Annotated in this window: 26 protein-coding genes and 3 tRNA genes; 9 read left to right on the top strand and 20 right to left on the bottom strand. The window is 58.7% G+C overall.

What is annotated here, in order from left to right; all coding sequences use genetic code 11:
- Positions 1 to 100: 100 nt before the first annotated feature.
- The 7 genes from ACSBQS_RS07050 to ACSBQS_RS07080 all read right to left on the bottom strand — a co-directional run bounded on the left by ACSBQS_RS07050 (position 101) and on the right by ACSBQS_RS07080 (position 4,707).
- Positions 101 to 337, bottom strand: coding sequence for a major outer membrane lipoprotein (locus tag ACSBQS_RS07050; RefSeq protein WP_004931354.1), 237 nt, complete (start codon positions 335 to 337; stop codon positions 101 to 103).
- Between the two features lie 308 nt (positions 338 to 645).
- A complete protein-coding gene (gene pykF / locus ACSBQS_RS07055; protein WP_033642909.1) occupies positions 646 to 2,058 on the bottom strand; it encodes a pyruvate kinase PykF in 1,413 nt (470 codons plus the stop codon).
- Positions 2,059 to 2,451: 393 nt separating this feature from the next.
- Positions 2,452 to 2,757: a cupin gene (locus tag ACSBQS_RS07060; protein ID WP_046686960.1), complete on the bottom strand. Its 306-nt coding sequence runs from the start codon at positions 2,755 to 2,757 to the stop codon at positions 2,452 to 2,454.
- A 121-nt stretch (positions 2,758 to 2,878) separates the two neighbouring features.
- Positions 2,879 to 2,955 (bottom strand) — tRNA-Val (locus tag ACSBQS_RS07065).
- A 20-nt stretch (positions 2,956 to 2,975) separates the two neighbouring features.
- Positions 2,976 to 3,052 (bottom strand) — tRNA-Val (locus ACSBQS_RS07070).
- Between the two features lie 20 nt (positions 3,053 to 3,072).
- Positions 3,073 to 3,149, bottom strand: a tRNA-Val gene (locus ACSBQS_RS07075).
- 181 nt (positions 3,150 to 3,330) lie between these two features.
- A complete protein-coding gene (locus ACSBQS_RS07080; protein ID WP_033642911.1) occupies positions 3,331 to 4,707 on the bottom strand; it encodes an MATE family efflux transporter in 1,377 nt (458 codons plus the stop codon).
- Between the two features lie 239 nt (positions 4,708 to 4,946).
- Here ACSBQS_RS07080 and ACSBQS_RS07085 point away from each other — a divergent pair, with 239 nt between their 5' ends.
- Together ACSBQS_RS07085 and ACSBQS_RS07090 are read left to right on the top strand one after the other, a co-directional pair.
- Complete coding sequence (locus tag ACSBQS_RS07085; RefSeq protein WP_434990078.1) at positions 4,947 to 5,594, top strand: riboflavin synthase subunit alpha; 648 nt, start codon at positions 4,947 to 4,949, stop codon at positions 5,592 to 5,594.
- 54 nt (positions 5,595 to 5,648) lie between these two features.
- Positions 5,649 to 5,942, top strand: coding sequence for an I78 family peptidase inhibitor (locus ACSBQS_RS07090; RefSeq protein WP_033642913.1), 294 nt, complete (start codon positions 5,649 to 5,651; stop codon positions 5,940 to 5,942).
- 72 nt (positions 5,943 to 6,014) lie between these two features.
- Here the strand turns inward: ACSBQS_RS07090 and cfa are convergent, their stop codons facing one another.
- Positions 6,015 to 7,166, bottom strand: coding sequence for a cyclopropane fatty acyl phospholipid synthase (gene cfa, locus ACSBQS_RS07095; RefSeq protein WP_033642914.1), 1,152 nt, complete (start codon positions 7,164 to 7,166; stop codon positions 6,015 to 6,017).
- Positions 7,167 to 7,510: 344 nt separating this feature from the next.
- The gene (gene punC, locus ACSBQS_RS07100) at positions 7,511 to 8,722 is read right to left on the bottom strand and encodes a purine nucleoside transporter PunC (RefSeq protein WP_042784368.1); all 1,212 of its coding nucleotides are present in this window, start codon (positions 8,720 to 8,722) and stop codon (positions 7,511 to 7,513) included.
- Positions 8,723 to 8,845: 123 nt separating this feature from the next.
- Here punC and punR point away from each other — a divergent pair, with 123 nt between their 5' ends.
- Entirely contained in the window at positions 8,846 to 9,802 is a 957-nt protein-coding gene (punR, locus tag ACSBQS_RS07105) for a DNA-binding transcriptional activator PunR (RefSeq protein ID WP_047026199.1), read from the top strand.
- Here punR and purR read toward each other — a convergent pair.
- Positions 9,790 to 10,815 carry an HTH-type transcriptional repressor PurR gene (gene purR / locus ACSBQS_RS07110; RefSeq protein ID WP_004931336.1) on the bottom strand — a complete coding sequence of 342 codons (1,026 nt, stop codon included), beginning with the start codon at positions 10,813 to 10,815 and terminating at the stop codon, positions 9,790 to 9,792. The two genes, punR and purR, sit on opposite strands and share 13 nt — an antisense overlap.
- 322 nt (positions 10,816 to 11,137) lie before the next feature.
- On the opposite strand from purR, the gene ACSBQS_RS07115 reads away from it, so the two are divergent.
- Positions 11,138 to 11,227: a YnhF family membrane protein gene (locus tag ACSBQS_RS07115; RefSeq protein ID WP_094143265.1), complete on the top strand. Its 90-nt coding sequence runs from the start codon at positions 11,138 to 11,140 to the stop codon at positions 11,225 to 11,227.
- Between the two features lie 64 nt (positions 11,228 to 11,291).
- On the opposite strand, the gene sodB is transcribed toward ACSBQS_RS07115, so the two are convergent.
- Positions 11,292 to 11,870, bottom strand: coding sequence for a superoxide dismutase [Fe] (sodB, locus tag ACSBQS_RS07120; RefSeq protein WP_004931333.1), 579 nt, complete (start codon positions 11,868 to 11,870; stop codon positions 11,292 to 11,294).
- A 200-nt stretch (positions 11,871 to 12,070) separates the two neighbouring features.
- Positions 12,071 to 12,889, bottom strand: coding sequence for a C40 family peptidase (locus ACSBQS_RS07125; RefSeq protein WP_042784370.1), 819 nt, complete (start codon positions 12,887 to 12,889; stop codon positions 12,071 to 12,073).
- A gap of 416 nt (positions 12,890 to 13,305) precedes the next feature.
- On the opposite strand from ACSBQS_RS07125, the gene ACSBQS_RS07130 reads away from it, so the two are divergent.
- Positions 13,306 to 13,653 carry a Grx4 family monothiol glutaredoxin gene (locus ACSBQS_RS07130; RefSeq protein WP_004931329.1) on the top strand — a complete coding sequence of 116 codons (348 nt, stop codon included), beginning with the start codon at positions 13,306 to 13,308 and terminating at the stop codon, positions 13,651 to 13,653.
- A gap of 68 nt (positions 13,654 to 13,721) precedes the next feature.
- On the opposite strand, the gene rnt is transcribed toward ACSBQS_RS07130, so the two are convergent.
- The 6 genes from rnt to ACSBQS_RS07160 form a co-directional block, all read right to left on the bottom strand.
- A complete protein-coding gene (gene rnt / locus ACSBQS_RS07135; RefSeq protein ID WP_016927925.1) occupies positions 13,722 to 14,405 on the bottom strand; it encodes a ribonuclease T in 684 nt (227 codons plus the stop codon).
- 77 nt (positions 14,406 to 14,482) lie between these two features.
- The gene (gene gloA / locus ACSBQS_RS07140; protein WP_033652600.1) at positions 14,483 to 14,890 is read right to left on the bottom strand and encodes a lactoylglutathione lyase; all 408 of its coding nucleotides are present in this window, start codon (positions 14,888 to 14,890) and stop codon (positions 14,483 to 14,485) included.
- Between the two features lie 333 nt (positions 14,891 to 15,223).
- Positions 15,224 to 16,327 (bottom strand): alkene reductase, encoded by a 1,104-nt coding sequence (locus tag ACSBQS_RS07145; protein ID WP_033642920.1) that lies wholly within the window; start codon positions 16,325 to 16,327, stop codon positions 15,224 to 15,226.
- Positions 16,328 to 16,414: 87 nt separating this feature from the next.
- Positions 16,415 to 17,035: a TetR/AcrR family transcriptional regulator gene (locus ACSBQS_RS07150; RefSeq protein ID WP_033642921.1), complete on the bottom strand. Its 621-nt coding sequence runs from the start codon at positions 17,033 to 17,035 to the stop codon at positions 16,415 to 16,417.
- A gap of 102 nt (positions 17,036 to 17,137) precedes the next feature.
- On the bottom strand, positions 17,138 to 18,775 hold the full coding sequence (gene eptA, locus ACSBQS_RS07155) for a phosphoethanolamine transferase EptA (RefSeq protein ID WP_046898485.1): 1,638 nt from the start codon (positions 18,773 to 18,775) through the stop codon (positions 17,138 to 17,140).
- A 136-nt stretch (positions 18,776 to 18,911) separates the two neighbouring features.
- Positions 18,912 to 19,553, bottom strand: coding sequence for an NAD(P)-dependent oxidoreductase (locus tag ACSBQS_RS07160; protein WP_434990087.1), 642 nt, complete (start codon positions 19,551 to 19,553; stop codon positions 18,912 to 18,914).
- Positions 19,554 to 19,691: 138 nt separating this feature from the next.
- Between ACSBQS_RS07160 and ACSBQS_RS07165 the strand changes: the two genes are divergently transcribed.
- From ACSBQS_RS07165 to ACSBQS_RS07175, 3 genes are all read left to right on the top strand, one after another.
- Positions 19,692 to 20,621: a LysR substrate-binding domain-containing protein gene (locus ACSBQS_RS07165; RefSeq protein ID WP_187048841.1), complete on the top strand. Its 930-nt coding sequence runs from the start codon at positions 19,692 to 19,694 to the stop codon at positions 20,619 to 20,621.
- A gap of 21 nt (positions 20,622 to 20,642) precedes the next feature.
- Positions 20,643 to 20,882 (top strand): DUF1289 domain-containing protein, encoded by a 240-nt coding sequence (locus ACSBQS_RS07170; protein WP_019455980.1) that lies wholly within the window; start codon positions 20,643 to 20,645, stop codon positions 20,880 to 20,882.
- Positions 20,883 to 20,982: 100 nt separating this feature from the next.
- Positions 20,983 to 21,879: an aldo/keto reductase gene (locus tag ACSBQS_RS07175; RefSeq protein ID WP_047575987.1), complete on the top strand. Its 897-nt coding sequence runs from the start codon at positions 20,983 to 20,985 to the stop codon at positions 21,877 to 21,879.
- 60 nt (positions 21,880 to 21,939) lie between these two features.
- On the opposite strand, the gene ACSBQS_RS07180 is transcribed toward ACSBQS_RS07175, so the two are convergent.
- A complete protein-coding gene (locus ACSBQS_RS07180; RefSeq protein WP_033642926.1) occupies positions 21,940 to 23,784 on the bottom strand; it encodes a polyurethane esterase in 1,845 nt (614 codons plus the stop codon).
- A gap of 241 nt (positions 23,785 to 24,025) precedes the next feature.
- Between ACSBQS_RS07180 and sodC the strand changes: the two genes are divergently transcribed.
- Complete coding sequence (sodC, locus tag ACSBQS_RS07185; RefSeq protein WP_033642927.1) at positions 24,026 to 24,547, top strand: superoxide dismutase family protein; 522 nt, start codon at positions 24,026 to 24,028, stop codon at positions 24,545 to 24,547.
- Here the strand turns inward: sodC and ACSBQS_RS07190 are convergent, their stop codons facing one another.
- Positions 24,548 to 26,578, bottom strand: coding sequence for an FUSC family protein (locus tag ACSBQS_RS07190; RefSeq protein WP_033642928.1), 2,031 nt, complete (start codon positions 26,576 to 26,578; stop codon positions 24,548 to 24,550).

Raw genomic sequence — 26,578 nt, forward strand, 5'->3', positions numbered from 1 at the left:
GAACCTCTTTTTTTTGCCTGCCGCGCTGGAAAGCCCAGGCCGACAAACAGACAAAAAAAACGGCGCACAATGTGCGCCGTTTTCAATAACCAAAGCTATCTTACTTTTTGTAAGCGTGAGCTTGGTTGTCCAGACGCTGGTTAGCGCGTGCTGCGTCGTCTTTAGCCGCTTGAACGTCAGAACGCATTGCGTTCACGTCGTTGCTCAGCTGATCAACTTTAGCGTTCAGAGTCTGAACGTCAGAAGACAGTTGATCGATTTTAGCGTTGCTAGAGCAGCCAGCCAGCAGAGTGGAACCCAGGATTACCGCGCCCAGTACCAGTTTAGTACGATTCATTATAACACCCTCTAGATTGAGTTAATCTCCATGTAGCGTTACAAGTATTACACAAACTTTTTTCGAAAGAGAATAATTTTTTAGTGTTGAGGTGCTTTATTTTGATCGTTCGCTCAAACTTGCATCTGGTTTTACAAATTAGTTAAAAAAACGAGGGAAAACAGCCGGCTTCCATGGGACTACTCCGATTTGTTATTAGCTAAATAATGAGCAGATCGCGGTTGCGTTTTGAGAAAAATAGTTTACTGCCGATAAAAAAAACGCCGCAAAGCGGCGTTTTGATCAAGATAATTATGTCACGTTTTATATTACAGCACGTGTACCGAGGCGGTGTTGGTGGTGCCGCTCGGCACCAGCGCGCCGGAAACCATCACCACGACGTCGCCTTTTTGCGCCAGGCCGCTGGCCAGCGCGGCTTCTTTACCAATGCGGTAGAAGTCATCGGTGGAGGCGATTTCTTTGACCATCTGCGGGATAACGCCCTTGCTCAGCACCAGCTGATGCGCGGTGGTCTGGTTGGTGGTCAGCGCCAGGATCACGGCGTTCGGGAAGTATTTACGCACGGATTTCGCTGACTTGCCGCCGCTGGTGGCGACGACGATCAGCGGCGCGTCCAGTTTTTCGGCGGTTTCAACCGCGCCGCGGCATACCGCTTCGGTGATGCGCAGCTTGCGGCGATCGTTCAGGGTATCGATGCGGCTTGGCATCACGCGATCGGTGCGTTCGCAGATGGTCGCCATGATGTTGACCGCTTCCAGCGGGTATTTGCCCTTGGCGCTTTCGCCGGACAGCATGACGGCGTCGGTGCCGTCCAGAATGGCGTTGGCGACGTCACCGGCTTCCGCACGGGTAGGGCGCGGGTTCTTGATCATGGAATCGAGCATCTGGGTGGCGGTGATCACCACTTTACGCGCACGGTTGCATTTTTCGATCATCATCTTCTGGGCGAAGATCACTTCTTCTACCGGGATTTCAACGCCCAGATCGCCGCGGGCAACCATGATGCCGTCGGACGCTTCGAGAATTTCGTCGAAGTTGTTCAGGCCTTCCTGGTTCTCGATCTTGGAGATGATCTGGATCTGCTCGCCGCCGTGCGCTTTCAGGTGCTCGCGGATCTCCAGCACGTCGGAGCGTTTACGGATGAAGGACGCCGCCACGAAGTCGACGCCTTGCTCGCAGCCGAAGATCAGGTCGCGTTTGTCTTTCTCGGCCAGCGCAGGCAGCTGGATGGACACGCCCGGCAGGTTGACGCCTTTGTTCTCGCCCAGGTCGCCGTTGTTCAGCACCTTGCAAACGACTTCGTTCTCGGTCACGTTGGTGACTTCCATGCCGATCAGGCCGTCGTCAACCAGCACGGTGTTGCCGATCTTCAGGTCGGCGGCGAAGCCGGCGTAGGTCACCGCCACGCGTTCGCTGTTGCCGATCACGCTCTGGTCGGTGGTGAAGGTGAAGGTTTGGCCGGCGACCAGAGAGGCGTCTTTGCCGCCTTCCAGTTTCATGGTGCGAATTTCCGGGCCTTTGGTATCCAGCAGGATGCCGGCGTTGATACCGGTTTTCGCCATCACGGCGCGCATGTTCTTGATGCGGTTGCCGTGCTCTTCATAGTCGCCGTGAGAGAAGTTGAGACGCATCACGTTCATGCCCGCATTGAGCAGGTTGGTCAGCATTTCTTCCGATTCGGTTTTTGGACCGATGGTACAAACAATTTTGGTCTTTTTCATGGCGGAGTTTTCTACAAGTTGTGATGGATAAAAAAACGAATTTGACCGGCGTTGTTTACGCCGATAGGGAATTTGAGCCGTGCCTGGTGGTGAAAAACATAGTTAAGGATAGGTGACGACAGTTGATGTGGGGCGGAAAAATTCAGCCCGCGCGGGGGCGCGGGGATGCTGCGCAACGGGGTGAGATTAAATCGTGTTGTTATTGCGTTTTCGCAGATCAAGGGCTGAAACCATTCAACTGATAGACGTTGCGCATTATAAAGGCTAAGCGGCGGGAAACAAAATAAAAAACCGCGGCGGTGCGGCGGATATGTCAAAACGAGGGCAAATGTGGCGCAAATGCAACGCGTTGCGTACGGCTTGTTGCGCAAATAACCTTGCTGTAAATACGGCTTAGCGCGTTTGCGGGATTTCCAGCAGCACACCGGCGCTCAGGCAGAAGCAGCCGCTGGCGACGTTGGCCGGCAGGGTCAGGCTCTCGCCGGTCCGCACTATCCGCGTGTCGCCGCCGAGGGTGAACTCGAATTCACCCGATATCACCCGGGTTTGCAGCGCGTGCGCGGGCTTTTGCAGCTGGCCGAAGGCCCCGGTCTCGAAACGCACTTCCGCTGCCGGCGAACCGTCGCTCATCACGCCTTCACGACGGGCAAGGCCATTGTCGAGCGGTAAAAAGGGGGTGTTGGCGGTGAAGGTGGTCATGTGGCGTTCCTGATGGCTGATGGCGGTAGTTCGGCGCAATCGACATGAAAAATCGAGCGGTCGGGCAGAGACGAAACAGCGAGAATTATAACGCGATAGGGGGAGAGGTGAATCAGCACTATGGTGCGTCCGAGTGGACTCGAACCACCGACCCCCACCATGTCAAGGTGGTGCTCTAACCAACTGAGCTACGGACGCACTGCACTGCTTCTGAAATTTGGTGCGTCCGAGTGGACTCGAACCACCGACCCCCACCATGTCAAGGTGGTGCTCTAACCAACTGAGCTACGGACGCACTGTACTGCTTCTGGAATTTGGTGCGTCCGAGTGGACTCGAACCACCGACCCCCACCATGTCAAGGTGGTGCTCTAACCAACTGAGCTACGGACGCATCTTTTCCTGTCTGTCATGGCTGACAGCGGGGACGAATATTAACGAGCTACCCGCGTGCTGGCAAGGGGAAAAACGCAATTTTATTCGGTATTTCACGCGATTGCTGAGGTTGTGCGCAGACAGGCGTTTTTTTCCGCAACCCGCTGCCCGGCCGGGGAGAAAACCGGCCGGGAACGGACTCAGCGGGTAGAACGCTGCAGGATGACGGTGGTCGGCTGTTTCTGCAGCCAGCGCATGCGCAGCGCCATCATGATGGCGGCGAAGGTCAGGCCGATGATAAAGCCGATCCAGAAACCGCTCGGCCCCATCGCCGGCACCACCGCATCGGTCAGCGCCAGCAGATAGCCGCTCGGCAGGCCCAACACCCAGTAAGCGATGAAGGTGATGAAGAAGATCGCGCGAGTATCTTTATAACCGCGCAGCACGCCGCTGCCGATCACCTGGATTGAATCCGAGATTTGATACAGCGCCGCCAGCAGCATCAGCTGCGAGGCCATCGCCACCACCGCCGGGCTGTCGTTGTACAGCAGGGCGATCGGTTCGCGGAAGGTGGCGGTAAACAGCGCAGTGCAGACGGCCATGGTGATGCCGACGCCGATGGCGGAGTATGCGGCGACGCGCGCGCCTTCTACCGACCCTTCTCCCAGACGATAACCGACGCGAATGGTGGCGCCGACGCCCAGCGACAGCGGCAACACGAACATCAGCGCGCTGAAGTTAAGCGCGATCTGGTGGCCGGCGACCGCGACGATCCCGAGCGGCGACACCAGCAACGCCACCACGGCGAACAGGGTGACTTCGAAGAACAGCGCCAGCGCCACCGGCATACCGATGCCGATCAGGCGCTTCAGCGCCGCCCAGTCCGGGCCGCCGAGATCGCCTGTCTGGCGCTTGATGTCGCGCTGCGACGGCGCGCGCTTCACGTACCAGCGCATCATCAGGAACATGATCCAGTAGACGCTGCCGGTGGCGACGCCGCAGCCCACGCCGCCCAGTTCCGGCATGCCGAACTTGCCGTAGATAAAGATGTAGTTGATCGGGATATTCACCAGCAGGCCGAGGAAGCCGATCACCATGCCGGGCTTGGTTTTGGACAGCCCTTCGCACTGGTTGCGCATCACCTGGAAGAACAGATAGCCCGGCGCGCCCCACATGATGGCGTGCAGATAACCGACGGCTTTATCCGCCAGCTGCGGATCGATGTTGTGCATCATGTCGATGACGAATTTGCAGTTATACAGCACGACGATCAACAGTACGGAAACGCCGGAGGCCAGCCAGAAGCCCTGACGCACCTGATGGGCGATGCGATCGCGACGGCCGGCGCCGTTTAACTGGGCGATCACTGGGGTCAGCGCCAGCAGCAGGCCGTGACCGAACAGGATGGCCGGCAGCCAGATAGAGGTGCCGACCGCAACCGCCGCCATATCGGTGGCGCTGTAAGCGCCGGCCATGATGGTATCCACCACGCCCATGGCGGTTTGCGAGATTTGCGCGATGATCACCGGGATAGCGAGAGCCAATAAACTACGCGCTTCAATTAAGTACTTCTGCACGCATACACCTTTCTATTTTATATATGTGGGAGGGAGGGCTGCCGCGAGAGGACAACAATTAAAATAGCGGAATTTTGTCAAAAATATTGTACCTGCTCGGCGTCGTTAAGCAAACGCCGCAGATAAATAGTTATTAAATGCGCAGGGACGCGTTTTTTGCCGTCGCGGATTTGGTTTTCAGCGCCAACTGGGGCAAACTGCCGGAAGCGTTTTAATCTATTGAGTAAGAAGAGGCACATATGTTCACCGGTATCGTACAAGGCACCGCGCCGCTGGTCGCCATTGATGAGAAACCCAATTTCCGCACCCATGTGATCGAGATGCCTGCAGAACTGCTGCCGGGGCTGGAGCTGGGCGCGTCGGTGGCCCATAACGGCTGCTGCCTGACCGTCACCGCGGTGGAAGGCAACCGCGTCAGCTTCGATTTGATCAAGGAAACGTTGCGCCTGACCAACCTCGGTGATCTGGCGTTGGGCGACATCGTCAATATCGAGCGCGCGGCGAAATTCAATGATGAAATTGGCGGTCATTTGATGTCCGGCCATATTATCTGCACGGCGGAAGTGGCCAAAATTTATACCTCGGAAAATAACCGTCAGGTATGGCTGCGCATGCCGAATGCGGAATTGATGAAATATGTGCTGCACAAAGGTTTCATCGGCATCGACGGCATTAGCCTGACCATCGGCGAAGTGGTGAATAACCGTTTCTGCGTGCATCTGATCCCGGAAACCCTGGAGCGCACTACGCTGGGTAAAAAACGCCTGGGCGATAAGGTGAACATCGAGATCGATCCGCAGACGCAGGCGGTAGTGGACACCGTCGAACGCGTGCTGGCCAATCGGGAAGCGACGCTGGCGGCGGCGGCGCCGGCGCACAAAGACTGACAGCGATTCGGGCGTTGCCGCCGGAGTCGAATCATAAGCAGAGAGGAGAAACGCGTGAAGTTTTATGGGAAAACGTTGTTGTTAACCGCGTTGCTGGCGCTGAGCGCCTGCAGCAGTTCACCTGAGCAGGGCGGCGGCGCGCAAGTGGCCGATGCGGACGATACCTGCGGCGCTTCGCAGTATCAAAACTACGTCGGCAAGCCGATGACGTCGCTGGAAGGCGTGCGGATCGAATCCAAGGTGCGCGCCATTCCGTACAACTCTGCCGTCACCATGGATTTCAACCTGCGCCGTCTGAACTTCCTCGGCGATAGCAACGATAAAATCATCCGCGTTTACTGCGGCTAAGCCGCCTGGTTCGAAAGAGCAAAAAAAGCCCCGGCGATGAGGTTGCCGGGGCTTTTTTTATTAGGGGAGCGTTCAGCGTGCGACGCGGATGCCGCCTTCAACGCCTTTCGGGCTGAACACCACCTGCCACAGCTGCAGATCGCGCGCCCGAAACGCGCCGGCGCAGGCGTTCAGGTAATAGCTGAACATCCGCTCGAAGCGCTCGGAATAACGTGGAGCAAGCTGCGGCCACGCCTGCTTGAAGCGCTCGAACCAGGCCATCAGCGTGCGATCGTAGTCGGCGCCGATGTTGTGCCAGTCTTCCATCACGAAATGGCCTTCGCTGGCCTCGGCGATATGCCTCACCGAGGGCAGGCAGCCGTTCGGGAAGATATATTTGTTGATCCACGGATCGACGTTCATGTCGGTCTTGTTGGAACCGATGGTGTGCAGCAGGAACAGGCCGTGCGGCGCCAGATTGCGCTCTACCACGTTGAAATAGGTGCGATAGTTTTTCGGCCCGACGTGCTCGAACATGCCGACCGAGACGATGCGATCGAACTGCTGATGCAGATCACGATAGTCCTGCAGCAGGATCTGCACGTCCAGCCCGGCGCAGCGTGCCTGAGCCAGCTTCTGCTGCTCGGCGGAAATGGTCACGCCGACCACCGACACGCCGTAATTTTTCGCCGCATAGGCGGAGAGGCCGCCCCAGCCGCAGCCGATGTCCAGCAAGCGCATGCCCGGCTGCAGCTGCAGTTTTTCGCAGATCATCCGCAGTTTCGCTTCTTGCGCTTCCTCCAGCGTGGCGGCGTCTTTCCAGTAGCCGCAGGAGTACTGCATGTAAGGATCGAGCATCAGCGTAAACAGATCGTTGCCAAGATCGTAATGCTCTTTGCCGACGATCCAGGCGCGCTTTTTCGATTGCAGATTGGTCAGGCGCGCCGCGGCGATACGCAGGGTATCTTTCAGGTGGTGGGGGAGCTTCTTCTCCAGCCCGGCGCTGACCACGCGCTGGAAGAATATATCCAGCCGCTCGCATTCCCACCAACCATCCATATAGCTCTCGCCGAGACCCAGGGAGCCTTGCTGCAAAACGCGTTTAAAGAATTCGGGGTTTTTAACCTGAATATCGAAAGGGCGCGATCCGTTAATTTCGATACCGGCCAGACCGAGCATTTCGTGCGCGATACGGTACCACTGGTTATCCTGGATGCTCAGATCTTCTATACACGATGAACTCATAGCTTCTCCATCACCTTCTTCTGACTGATGACCCGTTAGGAAACAGCTTAGACAATTTCTGCGGGTGCATACGTATACCGACGGGAAATAAGCCCGCGGCGTCTGATATCCGACTATGAACAGAGGAAATTTAAAGAAGCGACCCGACGCAAACGGCGCAGGATAAACGCCTCTTCAAAAAAAGAGTGTGACGCAAGACGCGTACACAACAGCTAATTGAGATATAGAGATTATAAGGTGTTACTTTACAAGGTTGTTTTTGAGTATAGGCGCGCCTAGGCATTGACTCAACTGTAAATCGCACTCGGCACGCATATTCTTTAAGTGATTATTTAGCTTGGCAATTATGACGCTGAGTTAGCATGTTCGCGCGGCGTTTCTTGCGGCGCCTTGGCCGCTTTTCCCCGCTGCAGGAAATACCCCAGCGCGGCCAGTATCACCGTGGACACCATCACCGTCACCGTCGCCAACAGCGGCTGCGCAATAAACGTCGATACCAGCATGCTCGCCACGAAACACAGCCCCAGCTGCAGCGTATTTTGCAGCGCGGCGGCTTTGCCGCTGCTGTCCGGGAACGGCATCAGCGCGTTGGCCACCATGATCGGATAGCCGGCGCCGTTGACCAGCGCCATCACGCAGAACGGGATCAGGAGCGTGGTGAGCGTCGGATTGGTCAGGGTTGCCACCAGATACAGGGCCACCATGCTGACAGCATAAGCTACCAGCAGCCACGGCAGCAGGGTTTTGCCATTGATGCGCTTGAGCGCGGCGCGGCACCCGTAACCGCCCAGCAGGAAGGCCAGCGTCTGCGGCACATAGCTCAGGCCGATGTCGCTCGGGCCGTAGCCCATATCACCGAGGATAAACGGCGAGCCGGTCAGCCAGGCGAAGAAACCGGCCGAACAGGCGGCGTACATGGCGACATTGCCACTGAATACCGGGGATTTCAATAATTGCCAAAAACTGACGCTGCTTTTTGGCGCGTCGACGGCGGGTTTTGGCCTGGCGTTCTCTTTGAGCAGCAGCGTCGGCAACAGCAACAAGGCGGTGATGGCCAGCAGCACGGCGAAGATCGCGCGCCAGCTGGCGTGGTTCAGCAGCCAGGCGCCCAGCAGCGGCGCCAGCGCCGGCGATAGCGCCACCAGCGGCATGATGGTGGCGAATACGCGGTTGGCCTGGCCTTCACGATAGCGGTCGACCACCAGCGCTTGCCAGATGGCGGCGGCGGAACAGACACCTACGGCCTGAATAAAGCGCAGTATCCAGAGCTGCGCGGCATTTTCCACCCACAGCATGCCCAGGCAGCCGAGCGCGAACAGCGTCAGGCCAATCAACAATACCGGTTTGCGTCCCAGACGGTCGGAGAGCGGCCCCCACAGCAGCTGCGCGAAGGCGAAGCCGGCCAAAAAGATGCTCAGGCTGGCGCTGACCGCGCCGGCGGAAATTTGCAGTTCCTCCCGCATGGCGCCGAAGGCGGGCAGGTACATATCGGTCGCCAGATAACCCAGCATGCTCAGGCCGGCGAGGTAGAACATAAAACCAAAGGAATTTCGCATGGTATTTCTCGTTAATATTTTAGTGTCGCAGGTTTTTAGCGCCGGCCAGTGTATCCGGCTGGATCTCTGCTTGTGAAACGGTAATATTTGCAAAGTGCTGTTAAAAAAATTGAAGGCAAAGCGATGTGGTCTGAATATTCTCTCGAGGTCGTTGATGCGGTGGCGCGCACCGGCAGTTTCAGCGCGGCGGCGCAGGAGCTGCACCGGGTGCCGTCGGCGGTAAGTTATACCGTGCGGCAGCTGGAGCAATGGCTGGCGGTGCCGCTGTTTGAGCGGCGTCACCGAGATGTGGAACTGACGCCGGCCGGCGCGCTGTTTATCAAGGATGCGCGAGCTGTTATCAAAAAAATGCTCGACACCCGCCGCCACTGTCAACAGGTGGCCAACGGCTGGCGCGGTCAGCTGAATATCGCGGTGGACATCATCGTCAAACCGCAGCGCAGCCGCCAGCTGGTGCTGGATTTCTACCGTCATTTCCCCGACGTCGAGTTGATGCTGCAACCCGAGGTGTTTAACGGCGTGTGGGATGCGTTGGTGGACGGCAGGGTGGACATGGCGATCGGCGCCACCCGCGCGGTGCCGGTCGGCGGCGGCTTCGCTTTCCGCGACATGGGGGATATGAACTGGCTGTGCGTAGTCAGCCCACAGCATCCGCTGGCGCAGCTGGCAGGGCCGTTGAATGACGATCGGTTGAGGCCGTACCCTGCGCTTTGTCTGGAAGACACCTCGCGCAATCTGCCCAAGCGCGTCACCTGGACGCTGGATAACCAGCGGCGGCTGGTGGTGCCGGACTGGACCTCGGCGCTCGACTGTTTGTGCGCCGGATTGTGCGTCGGCATGATGCCGGCGCATCTGGCGCTGCCGCGGGTGCAGCGCGGTGAGCTGAAGGCGTTGCAGTTGCAGCAGCCGTTTCCCGCCAGCCCCTGCTGCCTGACCTGGCAACAGGATAAACCGTCACCGGCGATGAGCTGGCTGCTGGCGTATTTGGGCGATGGCGAGACGCTGAATCAGGAGTGGCTGAGTGAGGCGGCACCGGAAGCCGTGCCGGCTTCCGGTAGGGAGGAGGATCAGCGGCGGTAGTCGATGAACGGACCGTCGGCGACCGACCGGCGTTCGACCAGCTTCGGATGCACTTCGATCACCTGCGATTCTTCGCGCTTGCTGATGATGCGATCCAGCAGCATGGTGAAGGCCATTTCGCCCAGACGTTCTTTCGGCTGATGAATGGTGGTCAGCGCCGGGGTGAAGTAGCGGGCGTTGCGCACGTTGTCGTAGCCGATCACGGAAATATCCTGCGGCACCCGCAGCCCCAGTTCGTCGGCGGCGCAGATGGCGCCCATCGCCATGATGTCGCCGCCGCAGAATACCGCGGTCGGTCGCTGTTTCTGCGACAGAATTTGATGCATCGCCTTGTAACCGGACTCCGGCTCGAAGTCACCCTGGACTATCCACTCTTCGCGAATATCGATATGCGCTTCCTGCAGCGCCTTCATAAAGCCCTGATGACGGCCGCCGCCGGTGTTGCGCGACAGCTGGCCCGGGATAGCGCCGATATCGCGGTGGCCGCGCTCGATCAGGTAACGGCCGGCCAGATAGCCGCCTTCGAACGCGTTATCGATGATGGTGTCGGTGAAGTCGCCGCGCGCGGCGCCCCAGTCCATTACCACCATCGGGATGTTGCGGTAGTCTTCCAGCATGCCCAGCAGCTGATCCGGGTATTCGGAACACATGACCAGCAGGCCGTCGACGCGCTTTTGCGCCAGCATCGCCAGGTAGGCGCGCTGTTTGTCCAGATTGTTGTGCGAGTTGCACAGGATCAGGGTATAGCCTTTGCTGTAGCAGCTGTTTTCCACCGCCTCGATCACTTCGGCAAAGTAGGGCGCTTCGCTCGAGGTGGCCAGCAGACCGATAGACTTGGTGTGATTGACTTTCAGGCTGCGCGCCACGGCGCTCGGCGAGTAGTGCAGCTCTTTGATGGCGGCCCACACGGCCGCTTTGGTCTCTTCGGCGACGAAACGAGTCTTATTGATGACGTGCGAAACGGTGGTGGTGGAAACGCCCGCGCGTTTGGCCACATCTTTAATCGTTGCCATGTAAGGAATGACTCCTGAACTCACATGTTTACAGCATGTAAGTGTGATGTTAATCGTTTGCCTACGTAGATCCTTCTCCAGAGAAGCGAAAACTGAGTTTTTAGTGTTGAAGTCGTCAGCGCTTAATCAGGAGGGGCATGAATGCCGGTACGCAGTTGTGAACTGCGAATTTTGTCGCATATTGAACAAAAGTGGAAGAGGTAATCGAGATTATAAACCGGGAAATGATAACAAGATTTTATCGGCGAACTGTGGGAAAATGATTTGACGTACTAATTGTGCGCCTTTTATCCTTAGGAAAGCCCATTTTAAAGGAGTTGTCATGGATACCGATCTGAAGATGTCGCTGTTCACCACCGTTTGCGCATTGGCGATGATCATCGCTTTCAGCTTTGTCGCCGCGTTGAACTGATTTCCCGCCAGTTTTAAAAAAGGCGCAGCCAAGCTGCGCCTCATCACTTAGGCAAGGCCTGCGCTTACGCCAGGTTTTCCGCCGCGAAGGTCCAGTTGACCAACGCCCAGAAGTTTTCCAGGTATTTTGGACGCGCATTGCGGTAATCGATGTAATACGCGTGTTCCCACACGTCAACGGTCAGCAGCGGTTTGTCTTCGCCGGTCAGCGGGGTTGCCGCGTTGGAAGTGTTGACGATCGCCAGCGCGCCGTCCGGTTTTTTTACCAGCCAGGTCCAGCCGGCACCGAAGTTTTTCACGGCGGCATCGGTGAACTGCTCTTTGAACGCAGCGAAAGAGCCGAAGGATTTGACGATCGCCGCCGCCAGTTCGCCCTGCGGTTCACCGCCGCCCTGTGGCGACAGGCAGTGCCAGTAGAAGGTGTGGTTCCACACCTGCGCGGCGTTGTTGAACACGCCGCCGTTAGAGGTCTTGATGATCTCTTCGAGCGATTTGCCTTCGAACTCGCTGCCTTTCACCAGGTTGTTCAGGTTAACCACGTAGGTGTTGTGGTGTTTGCCGTAGTGGTATTCCAGAGTCTCGGCGGAGATGTGCGGCTCGAGCGCGTTTTTCTCATACGGTAATGCAGGTAATTCAAACGACATTGCTTCCTCCTTTACAGCGCCATTCAGCTTCTCGCCGGGGCGAACGCCGGATGGGCCGTTTTTTATTGTGGTCATTCAATCTTAACAATTTTCATCATAAAAAACAGGAGGAAAAGCGAGAAATGCGCGTGGGGGAGTGCGATGGGCGATAGCTTGAGCAGGCGGTTGCGGCCGAGGCCGCAACCGCGAAGAGCAGGGAATTAACGGATGGTTTTCGGCGTTACTACGCGGCGAGCGCCGATGTAGTGGTTCTGCCAATAGTCGTTATCAAGCTGGCTGATGCGGATCTCTTCGCCAGTGCGCGGCGACTGGATGAATTTGCCGTTGCCGAGGTAGACGCCGACATGATCCGCCACGCCGCGGTTGTTAATGCGGAAGAACACCAGATCGCCGCTTTCCAGTTCGCTTTTCTTGATCGGCGCCGCGTCGCGCAGGTGATACATTTCGTTGGCGGTGCGCGGCATCTTGATTTTCACCACGTCTTTATAGGCGTAATAGATGAGGCCGCTGCAGTCGAAGCCGGTGCGCGGCGAGCTGCCGCCCCAGCGGTAAGGCTTGCCCATCTGATCCATCAGCTTGGCCATCGCGGTCTGCTTGGCGTGCTGGTAACGCTTTTTGTGCGCCGGGCTGAGTTTCAACGGTTTTTCATCACGCGCCAGCTTGGCGGTGGCCATACCGGCTTCGCGGTGGCGGCCATAGCCTTTTTTGTAGCCCTTTTTCGGCGGGGTGACTTTAATTTTGGCGGTTTTCTGCGCTTTGGCCTTGGGTTTGGCGCTGACGATCTTTTTCGCGCTTTTCTCGCTTTTGACCTTGGCGGTCTTGGTTTTTTTCTCGGGGGCCGTCACTTTGGCTTTTTTGGCGGCTTTATCCGCTTTCTTTTTTCTGCGGTCATCGGGCCGCGCTTCATTGGCATGGCTTTTACGCTGCTCGGCGGCAACACGCGCCTGTGGCGCAGCGTGCGCCAAATTGAAGAAGAGCTGCGTAAACAGCAGCGCAAAGAGCGTAAGAATTAAACGCATGTCGACGTCACCAACCTTGGCCCCGAAACGGATATCGAAAGAGTTACAGTATTCCCGAATTTCGCCATATAAAACAGCGAAGAACTCATAAATAATAATCCATATTGTGAGAAAACGTTAATGACATTTTTTTTGGTTTAAAATCAGCCTGTTGATGTATAAAAAAGCGCCAGGCGGCGGTAGCGGATATAATTAAGCCGCGCCGTCATCGCGGCGCAATATATTAGTGAAATGGTCGGATTAAAAATGTTATTCTCAACGTATGTTTTGACCGGAATGACGTGGCCGGTGAAACGCGATCGGCGGCGGGCGAATATCCTTGCAAAAGATGGCGTTTTCTTGCGACTGTTCCAGCCGCTACAATAGCCCGCGTGATGCATGTTGTAGCCATGAAATGTGGCTTGAGGAAGCAATAAATGACGACGACACTTGAAAAAATTCAGCACCAGATCGCTGAAAACCCGATTCTGCTGTACATGAAGGGTTCGCCAAAGCTGCCGAGCTGCGGCTTCTCTGCGCAGGCTGTGCAAGCGCTGTCCGCCTGCGGCGAGCGTTTCGCCTATGTGGATATTCTGCAAAACCCGGACATCCGCGCCGAGTTGCCAAAATACGCCAACTGGCCGACTTTCCCGCAGCTGTGGGTAGACGGTGAACTGGTCGGCGGTTGCGATATCATCATCGAAATGTATCAGCGCGGCGAATTGCAGCAGCTGATCAAAGAAACGGCAGAAAAGTATAAAGCGCAGGAAGACCAGCAGTCTTAATCGACAGACGTGCGGTTATCGCGTAACGGGCGGCGCCAGTGCAAACTGGGCCGCCTTTTTTATTGGGCTTATTCGGCGAGATCGCCGGCGGGCAGCGGCCAGCCGCCGAGACGCTTCCAGCGGTTAACCAGCTCACAAAACAGCAGGGCGGTTTGTTCGGTGTCGTACAGCGCGGAGTGCGCCTGGCTGCTGTCGAACGGCATGCCGGCAGCGATGCAGGCTTTGGCCAGCACCGTTTGCCCCAGCACCAGGCCGCTCAGCGCAGCGGTGTCGAAGGTGGCGAACGGATGGAACGGATTACGCTTCAAACCGGCGCGTTCGGCCGCGGCCATCAGGAAGCTGTGATCGAAGTTGGCGTTGTGCGCGACGATAATGGCCCGGTTGCAACCGCGATCCTTGAGCCCTTTGCGCACCGCTTTGAAAATGGCGTGCAGCGCGTCGTATTCGCTGACCGCACCGCGCAGCGGGTTGTGCGGATCGATGCCGTTAAACGCCAGCGCTTCCGGTTGCAGGTTGGCGCCCTCGAAAGGCTCCACGTGGAAGTGCAGGGTTTCGTCGCGCTGCAGCCAGCCGTCTTCATCCATTTTCAGCGTCACGGCGGCGATTTCCAGCAGCGCATCGGTATTGGCGTTGAAGCCGGCGGTTTCAACATCTATTACTACGGGATAAAACCCACGAAAACGACCACTCAGGGCGTTAAGATCACTTTTTTCGGCCATCAGTTTCTTATCTTCATCGAATGCAGCGCGCATTATGGCAAATTTTGCGCCCGGTTGCAGGCGCTATCGCGCGGAGAATCAGCGGGGCGCAGGCGCGCCCCGAGAGAGGCTTAGTGGCCGAGGCCTTGGCCGGCGTGTTTGTTTTCGATCAGCTCGATTTTATAACCGTCCGGATCTTCGACGAACGCGATCACCGTGGTGCCGCCTTTCACTGGGCCGGCCTCACGGGTGACGTTGCCGCCGGCGCGGCGGATGTTGTCGCAGGTGGCGGCGACGTCGTCCACGCCCAGCGCCAGGTGGCCGAAGGCGGTGCCCATGTCGTAGCTGTCGGTGCCCCAGTTATAGGTCAGTTCGATAACCGCGCCTTCGCTCTCTTCCGTATAGCCGACAAAAGCCAGCGAGTATTTGTACTCCGGGTTTTCGCTGGTGCGCAGCAGGCGCATGCCTAATACCTTGGTGTAGAAGTCGATGGAGCGTTGCAGATCACCGACGCGGATCATGGTATGGAGTAAGCGCATAATTCCTCTGAATTGACTGTGCCGTGGCAGACGGCGGGTGGATTGAAGCACAAGCGAGTATAGCCTTGTCCCGCAAGGGAATTCAACGTGACTAGTTGGTGACGATGTCACTTTTTGCCCCCTCGCCATGGGTGTTTAAATATTGATCGAGTGTACCGATCGATACGAAGTAATTGATCTGCACAATCAATTATCAATTCCGCGCGTAACCGTGTAGAAATTGACCTGTAGCAGATAACAACACCAGGGAACGTCGGCCCGCCTTGTGCGGGCCTTTTTGCGTGCATAAAAAAACGGCCAGGCGGTTGCGTGGCCGTTTAGGGTCAGGACGGGTTACTTCGTCAGAAACGGATAGTCGGTATAACCTTCGGCGCCACCGCCGTAGAAGGTTTCCGGCTTAGGTTCGTTGAGCGGGGCGTGTTGACGGAAACGCTCGACCAAATCCGGATTGGCGATGTAGCTACGGCCAAAGGCCACCGCGTCGATGAAGCCTTTTTCGATCAACGCTTCGGCTTTTTCAGCGGTGTAGGCGCCGGCGCCGACGATCACCCCTTTAAAGTGGGCGCGCACCGAGTCACGGAAGGCGTCGGAATACGGTTTGCCGCCGGCCCAGTCCGGTTCGGAGATGTGCAGATAGGCGATGTTGCGTTTGTTCAGCTCTTCCACCAGGTACAGCGCCGCTTCTTCCTGATCTTCACCGTTGTCCAGGCCGTTGAACGGCCCCAGCGGCGAGATGCGGATGCCGATGTGCTCGGAGCCCCATTCTGCGATGGCGGCGTCGACCACTTCCAGCGTCAGGCGGGTGCGATTCTCGATGCTGCCGCCGTATTGATCGGTACGCTGGTTAGACGCCGGAGACATGAACTGGTGCAGCAGATAGCCGTGAGCCGCATGCAGCTCGATAAAGTCGAAGCCGGCTTCACGCGCGTTGGCGGTCGCCTGGCGGAAATCGTTGACGATGCCCGGGATCTCGCTGGTTTCCAGCGCGCGCGGCGTAGAGGTCGGTACGCGCACCCAGGCGCCGGTTTCGTCACGCACGGTGGTGCGGGTGTCTGCGTTGATCGCCGAAGGGGCGACCGGCGCTTGTCCGCCCGGCTGGAGGCTGGTGTGGGAGATGCGGCCTACGTGCCACAGCTGTACGGCGATGTGGCCGTTTTTGTCGTGTACCGCCTGCGTGATGTGTTTCCAAGCGGCGATCTGCTCCGGGGTATGCAGGCCCGGCGCACCGGCGTAGCCTTTCGCCTGGAAGGAAATCTGCGTCGCTTCGGTCACGATCAGACCGGCGCCGGCGCGCTGCGCATAATACTCCGCCATCAGCGGCGTGGGAATGTCGCCCGGTTCGATGCTGCGCAGACGCGTCAGCGGAGCCATAAACACGCGGTTGGGCAGGGTGACTGCGCCAACTTTCAGCGGAGAGAGCAATTTTTCAGTCTTCATAGTGCATCCTGTATTTAATAGACCGGTCGTCTAGTTATGGGCGATAAAAAAACACGAACTGCATTTTCACGAAAAAAGACGGTGGTGTTACGGCTGCGGCGGGCGCAGCAGCAACTCGATGCTTTCCAGCGCGCTGGTCAACGGGGCCAACGATCGCCGGATCTTGGCGCGCAGCGAGGCGCCGAGCCACAGGGCATACAGCGTCTCTGCAGTTGCCGCCGGGCTCATGGCTACCGACAGCGATCCCTCGGCGATGCCGCGCTCAATGGCCGCCTGCAGGTGGCCGATCACCCGGGCGGTCCCGGTTTCCAGCGCATGGCGCATCGGCTCCGACAGGTCGCTCACCTCGGCGGAGAGTTTCACCGCCAGACAGGCGTTATGACATTCGCTGCGGCAGTGGTAACTGATGGCCTGGGCGTAATACCCCAAGAGCTGGTGGCGCGCATCGGTATGCTCGTCGGCAAACAGCTTTTGCATTTGCGCATCATAGTGCGCGAAATAGCGTTGCAGCATCGCTTCGCCGAAGGCTTCCTTCGAGCGGAAATAGTGGTAGAACGATCCTTTCGGCACGCCCGCCGTGGCCAGCAGTTCGCTCAGCCCCATGCCGGTAAAGCCCAGGCGCAGGCTGAGGGTTTCGCCGGTGGCGAGCAGATGTTCACGTGTATCCACGTTGCAATGCGTTGATTTGGTCATCATGGCGCCGAGCATAATAGACCGATTGGTCTAGGTCAATGGGAATAAAAAAACCGGCGCACAAAACGCCGGTTGGTCTCAGGCATTGTGCCTCAGCGGCACGCGTAAGTTAAGCGCTTACGCCGCGTTGCGGCAGCGTTGCAGAATATCCAACTGGGATTGATATTCACGCGTCTGCACATTCAGCATGCCCAGCAGGGTGTGGAACAGATTGTCCTGCGACACGTCGTCCTTTTCCGCCAGCGCGCTCAGGCACTGGCGATCGATGCCGAAATTGCGCTGATAGTCGGCCGACATCCACATCAGGAATGGCACGTGAGTTTGCTGGCTCGGCGCGAAGACATAAGGCGTGCCGTGCAGATACATGCCGTTTTCTCCCAGCGATTCGCCGTGATCGGACAGGTAGACCAGCGCGGTATTGAACCGGTCGTCATACTGCTGCAGCAGCTTGATGGTGGCATCGAGCATCGCGTCGGTATACAGGATCGAGTTGTCGTAGGTGTTCACCAGCTGTTCATGGCTGCAATCCTGGATCTGATTGCTGTTGCAGGTCGGCGAAAACGTCTGGAACTGCGGCGTGCTGCGGCGGTAATAAGCCGGGCCGTGACTGCCCATCTGGTGCAACACGATCACGCCGTCGTCTTTCAGGCTATTGATGTAGTCGTTCAGTTTGTACAACAGCACATTGTCCATGCAAACTTCGCCGTCACAGTCCTGCGGCAGTTTCAGTTTGGTCATGTCGATGTGCGGCACCCGATCGCAGGCGCCTTTGCAGCCGCCGTCGTTATCGCGCCACAGCACGTTGACGCCGGCATGCGCCAGCACGTCGAGCATGCCTTCCTGGTGCGTCGCCTGAGTTGCGTCGTACGCTTTGCGCGGCATATTGGAGAACATGCAGGGGACGGAGATCGCCGTTTCGGTGCCGCAAGAGCTGGCGTTCTTGAAATAGACCACGTTGTCCTGCTTGAGGCGCGGGTTGGTCTCGCGATCGTAGCCCCCGAGAGAGAAGTTTTCGGCGCGGGCGGTTTCGCCCACCACCAGGATCACCAGCGTTTTCTTGGCCTGTCCGGCGATCAGCGGCCCTTTGCGCGCGTCTTCACCGATCTTCACCAGCGGCAGATTGCGCGTGAAGTAGCGCTGCTCGGTAAACTTGATGGTGCCGGCGACGAAGTTGGAAGGCGTTAACATCTTCACCACGCTTTTATTGTTGCGGATCAGCGAAGCGTAGTCTTTGTAGAACAGCGCGGCGATGATCAGGATCACCACCAATGACAGCATGACGTTGGCGGCGCGCAGCCCAACCATGTACCACCAGGGGCGGGTCTGGCGAATATGGGTGAAGCAAACCGCCGCCGCCGGCAGGACGCCGAGCAGCGCCAGCCACAGCCCCATGCGCGGCGTCAGCAACGCCGTCGCTTCGTGGGTGTTGGTTTCAAAGGCGTTTTGCATCATGTTGCCGTCGATCACCACGCCATAGCTGTACATGAAATAGTTGGCTGCGGCGCTGCCGAGCAAGAAAAAGACGATCAGCGGTTTGCGCAGGTAGGGCACGGTCAACACGCTGAAGATAATATTCAGCGCACAGAAGATCACCACCGGCATGCTGGCGGCGAATATCACGCTGTGGACGCTATCGAAGGTGATATACGACCAGGCGCGATGCAGGAATAACGCGTTTTGGAACAGAGTGAAGAACAGGGCGGTGGCGAGGATAAAACCGAGGCTGTTGCACTGTAAGCGTTGACGTAACCACATTGCCAAATCTGGATCCTGAGAGTAGATAATGCCTTGAAATCTACCGGATGAAACTTAAGAAAACCTTAGAAATTCAGAATACTGGCGGCGGCGAACGCGGGAAAACGCCAGGCCGGTGGCCTGGCGGTGAGGGGAATTAGTAGGCGGCGGTGAATTGGGCGCGAATAAACTGAGGTTTTTCAATCTCATCGACGATAGCCACCGCCAGATCTTCCACCGAAATGCTGGCCGGCGCGTCGCCGTTCATCAGCAGCTGCGTGGTGCCGAGGCGGAACTGGCCGGTGCGTTTGCCCGGTTCCAGCAGGGCGGCCGGAGAGAGATAGGTCCAGTCGAGCGCTGATTCGTTCCGCAGTTTATTGCGCAGATCGCGCACTGCCTGCGCGCCGGGGCGGATATTTTCCGGGAATTGCGGCGTATCCACCAGTTCAACGCCCGGCGCCACTTCCAGGCTGCCTGCGCCGCCCACCACCAACAGGCGCTTGACGCCTGCCTGCTCGACCGCGGTAAGGATCTGCTGGGCGCCGCGCGTAGTCTTCTCATACAGGTTGTCTTCGCCCCAGCCGGGATTGTAGGCGCTGATCACCGCATCCTGACCGTGCAAATGTCCCGCCAGCCAGGCGGTATCGGCGACGTCGCCCAGCGCGACGGTCAGATTGGCGTGGTCCGGCAAATCTTTTTTCTGACGGGCGATCGCCGTTACCTGAATGCCGCGAGCCAGCGCTTCATCCACCACACGGCGGCCAACAAAACCGGTTGCTCCAATAATGGCTACTTTCATCTGTATGCTCCTTCAGGGATGGGTCAGTATCGTAAGGCAGGCCGATGTGCCTGCTGCGTGGGATCTACTCTAGTCCTTAACAATAGCCGTGATTAGTGCCATATTCATGCTTTCTTGATTAAGTAAAACTTCATAATCGTGGATAAACTCAATCGAATGGCGGTGTTCGCCACCGTGGTGGCGGAGGGATCGTTGGTCGGTGCGGCGCGGCGGCTGGGCATGACGCCGTCGGCGGTCAGTCAGCATATGCGCTCGCTGGAGAAGGCGCTCGGGGTGCCGCTGTTGCACCGCTCCACCCGCCGTCTGGCGTTGACCGAGGCGGGGGCGGCGTTTTATCCCGGCTGCGAGGCGATGTTGCAACAGGCGCAGCAGGCGGAGCAGCGGCTGGCGGAACTGCGGGACACGCTGGTGGGTGAGCTGCGCATCGCCACTCCGGTCGGCATCGGCGGCCGCTCGTTGGCGGAGGCGCTGGCGCCGCTGTTGCAGGCGCATCCCAAGCTGACGCTGCGGGTGCTGGCGGACGATCGCATCGTCGACATGATAGAACAGCGGGTCGACATTGCGCTGCGCGCCAATCGTCAACTGGCGGACGCCAATATGATCGCTCACCCGCTGACGGCGTGGCCGATGGTGCTGTGCGCGGCGCCGCGTTACCTCAGCCAGCATGGGGTGCCGGAAAAGCCGCAGGATTTGGTGCAGCACCGCTGGATCTCCAGCGGCTATAGTGGGGCCCATCTGGATTTGCTGCATCAATCCGGCCAGCAGGTCAAGCTGCGGCTGGCGGAGGGGCAGATCGTCAGCGAGAGCATGAACGTGATGCGCGCCTTTACCCGCGCCGGTCTGGGCATTTCCGTTCAGCCGCTGTATGAAATTGGCGACGAGCTGCAGCGCGGCGAGCTGTTGCTGCTGTTGCCGGAGTGGCGGCCGGCGCCGCTGCGGCTGCACGCGCTGACGCTGGAACGCACTATGCCGGAGAAAAGCCGTCAGGCGCTGCGCTATTTGCGCGACTATTTTCGCCGCAATGGCGAAAAGGGACTTGCCAGCGGCGGCGATGACGTCTTCAATTAGCAGGAGAATGCAGGAGGGCCCGTGGCACAGCAGCTTGAATTTTTCGACATCCCCAGCCCGTGTCGCGGCATTTGCCAGGCCGACGATCGCGGTTTCTGCCGTGGCTGCCTGCGCAGCCGCGAGGAGCGGTTCGGCTGGATGAGCATGAGCGACGCGCAAAAGCGCGAAGTGCTGCGTCTGTGTCGCCAACGTTTCCTGCGCCTGCAGCGCGCCAACAAAGCCCCCGACGAGCCGCTGCCGGAACAGCCTTCGCTGTTTTGACCCTTTCCTGATCTGCCGCACGTTCATGCGCCTTTGCGCTTCCCTGCGCCTCACCGGCTTGTGTATGCTGGCTGACAAATAATGTCATGAGGTTTTCGCAATGGTAGAACGCATTCGTCTCGCGCCGCAGGGGCCTGAATTTTCCCGCATGATTTGCGGTTACTGGCGGTTGATGGAGTGGGGCATGTCGCCGCAGCAGCTGCTGACGTTTATCGAACAGCACGTCGAACTGGGCGTCACCACCGTCGATCACGCAGATATCTACGGTGGTTATGCCTGCGAGCAGGCATTCGGCGACGCGCTGCGCCTGAAGCCCGCGTTGCGGCAGTCGCTGGAGCTGGTGAGCAAGTGCGGCATCGCCACCACCGCCAAGCCCGGCAACCCGATCGGCCACTACATCACCGACCGCGATCATATCGTACAGAGCGCGGAACACTCGCTGCGCCATCTGCATACCGACTACCTCGACCTGTTGCTGATCCACCGCCCGGATCCGTTGATGGACGCTGACGACGTGGCCGAAGCCTTTGTCGCGCTGCACAAAAGCGGCAAGGTGCGCCATTTCGGCGTCTCTAACTTTACGCCCGCGCAGTTCCAACTGCTGCAGTCGCGTCTGCCGTTCTCTCTGGTCACCAATCAGGTGGAAATCTCGCCGATTCACCAACCGGCGATCCTGGACGGCACGCTCGACCAGTGCCAGCAACTGCGCATCAAACCGATGGCCTGGTCCTGCCTGGGTGGCGGCCGCTTGTTCAACGACGCCGAGTTCCAGCCGCTGCGCGACGAGCTGCTGCGGGTGGCGCAAGAGATCGGCGCCGAGACCATTGAACAGGTGGTTTACGCCTGGGTGATGCGCCTGCCGTCTTCGCCGCTGCCGATTATCGGCTCCGGCAAGATCGAGCGGGTGCGTTCGGCATTGAAGGCGCAGAAACTGGCGCTGAACCGCCAGCAGTGGTTCCGCATTCGCAAGGCGGCGTTGGGGTATGACGTGCCCTGAGACGGGGTAGAAAGAGGAAAGCCGGGCGGCGAAAGCGCCCGGCTTTTTTTACGTCGGTCTTTAGGCCAACACCACCTGATCGGGGTTGAAATGATCGAGCGAGACGCCGATCAGCGTGACCTGGCTGTGGCCGAAGGCCAGCACCAGATCGTCGTTTTGCTGCGTGGCATAGTCGCGGATATTCCCGCTGGCGCCCTCGGTGCCGATAAATACCAGTTTGTCGGTGGCGTTGAAGCCATACAGCTGGTCGCGGCCGAAATCACCGCTGAACAGGAAGGTATTGCCGTTGCCGACCCCCTTCAGGATGTCATCGCCGCTGCCGCCGACGAAGGTCAGGTTGCCGCCGGCATGGCCGATCAGCGTATCGTTGCCGGCGTTGCCGAACAGCCAGGCGTCGTGGCTGCGAGCCTGCAGGACGTCATCGCCGTCGCCGCCGGTGGTGGCGGCTGCATAGGCTTTGAGGCCCGAATCCGATTTCAATCCGGCGGCGGTCACCTGATGATCCACCTCTTTGCTGAAAATCAGCCAGGAGGTTTCTTTGCTGCGCAGGGTGCTGATGTCGTCCGCCAGCGTAATGCCGCCTTTGGCGTCGCGCAGGTAAAGCGTATTGCCGTCGTAGGCGACCTCGGTGTTTTTCAACGCCTGCTGGGTATCAAAGATATTGTGGCCTTTGCCGCCGGCGATCAGGTTATAGCCGCCGGCGTCGCGGAAGATATCGTCACCGTCGCGGCCCTCGAGATAGTCGTTGCCTTTGCCGCCCCTGATCAAATCATTGCCGTCGCTGCCGATGATAAACGTCGGCCCGCTGTGCGTTTCCGCGTTGCGGTTCAGATCTTCCACCCAGGTACTGCCGCGCGTGACGTTCGACAAGTTGGAGACGATGATGGTCGAGTCTTTGTCGGTCAGCGAATAAAACTCGGAGTTCAGCACCCGCATCAGGCCATCCTGATAGAAGAACGGCAGGTGGGATAGCCAGGTCGGAATGTTGAGAATGGAGAACGGCAACAGATTCCAGGCGTCCGACGCGTAGTGGTCGTTGAAGTTGACGATATTGTTGGTGGCGGAGGTATGCGGCGCATCGTGAACGCCCAATGACGGCAGGGTCAGCGAGGTGCCGTCGAGCGCGCGAAACACCGGATCGTTCTCATAGCCGATGTTGATCACCTTGCCGCCGGCTTCGTACTGGGTCGGCGAGGCGAAGGCGACATAGTTGGACTGCGCGTAGAAGCCGCCCCAGTTGGCGTCGCTCTGCGCCGCCATGCTGTTGACCGCCAACCCGCCGAGGCTGTGGCCGCTGATCACCACGTCTTCGCCGCTCAGCCCGTGGGCCTGCGCGAATTTCGCCACGTCCCCCAGCAAATTGCCGAAGGCCTTCAGCGTATAGCCATCGGCATAGCCTTTCGGCCCGAACCCGGCCAACAGATCGTTAATCACATCGCCGATGGTATCGCCGATCAGCGACTCGCGCGGGCCGCTGGTACCGCGAAATGAGATGCCAATGGCGGTGAGATTGCCTTCGCTGTCATATTTGCCCAGCACCTCGGCCTGAGCGGTGGTGTAACCGGCGGTTTCGCCGTAGTAGGTGCCGCGCGCATCGGTTTTGCCGGCGTATCCCAACTGCGCGGCGTCGATCACTGACCAGCCGGCATTGTTCACCGCGTCCTGCGCGGCCTGTTCGGAGTCGGGGTTCCAGGGAAGACCGGGCAGGCCGCCCTGCGACTGGGTGCTGCCGATGAGCGCCGTGATCAGCGTCAGCGGCAGACCGAGGCCGAAACCGGTCTGGTGATAGCCTTCATCGAAGCCGTTATCGATATTGTGGTAAGCGTAGGTAGAGATGGCCAAGGCGTCGGAAAACAGCGCCTTTGACGCGTTTTCGTCCAGATCCTTATAGCTAAAGATGCCCATATCAGTTCCTTATGAAGTATGCCGCCTGGCCGGGAAGTGAACTCTCGCGCGTCGGCGGTGGAAACAGGGAAACAACGTTAGCCGAACGACAGCTGGTCAGAGGACCAACATCGGTAGAATTATTATTGGTGCTAAATATTAGGCCCGCGAATCAAATTGGCGAGATTGTGCGTTGGTTAACAGTGCTGGCGCTGGCTCTCCTATACTGATAACTCGATATAGTCATTAAGGAGACTGATTGATGAAACGTTATTGGTATGCGGCGCTTGGCCTGATGGCCTGCGGGGCCGCTCAGGCGGCGACGGTCGACGTTGAGATGAACTTGGTGACCGGGCAGGGCATCGGTCAGGATATCGGCAAAGTGGCCATCAGCGAAACGCCTTACGGCTTACTGTTCACGCCGAGCCTGAAAGCCTTGCCGGCCGGGGTGCACGGTTTCCATGTGCATGAGAAAGGCAGCTGCGAGCCGGGCATGAAGGACGGCAAGGCGGTGGCGGCGCTGGCGGCCGGCGGGCATTTTGATCCGCAAAAAACCGGGAAACACCTCGGGCCGTATGCCGACGGGCATCTGGGCGATTTGCCGGCCATCTATGTGACCGCCGACGGCATGGCGAACGATCCGGTGTTGGCGCCGCGGCTGAAAAAAATCAGTGAAATTGAGGGCAAGGCGCTGATGGTGCATGCCGGCGGCGATAATCACTCGGATCATCCGCTGCCGCTCGGCGGGGGCGGTGAGCGCTTCGCCTGCGGCGTGATCAAGTGATCATCCGCCGCTGACGGCCGCTGTGGCGGCGGGCTGGCCAATGGCCTGTTGCAATTGCTGCAGCGAGCAGTAGAGCCGCCAAATCAGGCCGGCCAGATCGCGCGCCGCCTGTTCCGGGTGGTGCGCCAGGGCGTTGCTCATGCGCAGCAGTTCTTGCAGCGTGGCGTCCAGCGAACTGTGCTGCACGCCTTTCTCCGTCATGATGCCGCGCAGGCAGTGGATACAGACGTTGCGCACCGCCGACAGCGGATCTGAGCGGGTTTGCCAGTCGCGCAGCTGCCAGACGATGTGGCTGCAGTTGAGCAGCACCACGCCCCAGCGCAGCAACCAGGTGCGCGCCTCCTGATCCTGACTTTGATTGAGCTGGCTGATGCGATGGTAGATCAGCGATTCAAACTGGCTTTCGCTTTGCTGCGGCTTTTTGCTCAACTGATCGATAAAGTCGCGGCGCAGCGCGCGGATAATACGGCGGCTCTTTCGCTTGTCCGAGCTGGGGCGCAGGATCTGAAACGCCAGCCCGGCCAGCAGCACACCGACAATTTTACCGATGTTGTCATTGATAAAGGACTGGTAGTCATAGCTCGGCGGATTGCTGACGGTCAGAAATGAGCCCATAAAGACGATCAACTGCCCCCAAAGCGCGGCATAAGGCGGATTCTGCAGCTTGAGCATCTGCATGGTCACCAGGATCGGGAACAGGAAGGCGCAGAACACCCAGAAATCGTCAATCTGGATCATCAAACCGAATTTCACCACGAAGCAGGCGACCGAGAGCAGCAGCACCGCCTTGAGCAAGGTGCTGACGCTGTTGATCGGCGAAGGCGTGGAGGAGTAGAGCACGCAGCTGATGGCGGTGAGCGTCAGCGCCGCGCTGCCGGCGTCCCACTGCGTGTTGATCCAGTAGGCGCAGCCGATCACGATGCATAAAAAGGTGCGCAGGCCGTTATAGGCGGCTTCGTAGCTGTCGGTATGGCGCGCCAGCGAGGTGACGCGCGGCGGCTGGAGATCGCTGACCGCCGTGGCGCTTTCCAATCGCTGCAGCCAGCGGTTGCAGCGCAGATAAAGCCAGCAGAAATCACGCAAACGCAGCCAGAAGGCGCGATGGCGGTAGTCCGCTGCATCTTGCGGGGCGATCTGCTGGAGCAGGCGCGCCAAGCGATATTTATCGGTGGCGGGATCGCGCAATTCATCCAGCAGTTGCGTCAGCACCGGCATCAGATTGGCGGGACGATCCGGCCAGTTCAGCAGCATGCGGCGCAGGCTGGAGATGACGCTGGTAATGCGCAGCTGCTGGTGCAGCAGATAGTTGAGCAGGTTATTTTGCCGCCGCAGGCGGTAGTGGCTCCAAAACGCCTGAATGCGCAGCAGGTTCATGGTTAGGATCTGGCCGATAACCCCTTCGTGTGAGGTGCGCATCTGCGCGGTGACCTCCGGCTGCCACAGCATGGCGGCGTGCTCCAGCAGCCGCTGCTGCATGCGCCGCAGCGAAGTCAGCAAGGCTTCGCCGTCGGAGGTGCTGGGCAGGATCATCATCATCAGTCCGCCGCACAGAATGCCGGTGATCACTTCGCAAACCCGCGCCTGCGCGATATCGAAAATCTGCTGGGTATCGGTGACGTTAACCGTACCGAAGGCGATAATGGCGGCGGTATAGCCCGCCAGCGCGAACGCGTAAGAGACGTTGTTTTGGTAATGGTTGGAGATATAGGTGCATAGCCCGATCCAGGCGGCGATGAACAGCGTAAACAGCCAGGGGTCGTTCAGGCAGTGGCCGGCGATCGCCACCGAGGCGGCGGCGCCCACCAGGCTGCCGAAGATGCGGCCGATGCTTTTGCTGATCACGCCGCCGATGGTGGGGAAGCTGACCACCGCGGCGGAGGTGAGCGCCCAATAGGGTTCGTCGAGCTCGAGCACGAACGCCACCCACAGCGCCAGACACATCGCCAGCGAGTTGCGCAGCGCATAGCGCCATTGGCCGCCGGTCGCCTTACCCCAGGGGGTACGGCTCCACTCCAGAAAGGGCAGGTTCAC

The organism is Serratia sp. H402Y (genome assembly GCF_051172415.1).
In the GTDB taxonomy this organism is placed as follows: domain Bacteria; phylum Pseudomonadota; class Gammaproteobacteria; order Enterobacterales; family Enterobacteriaceae; genus Serratia; species Serratia ureilytica.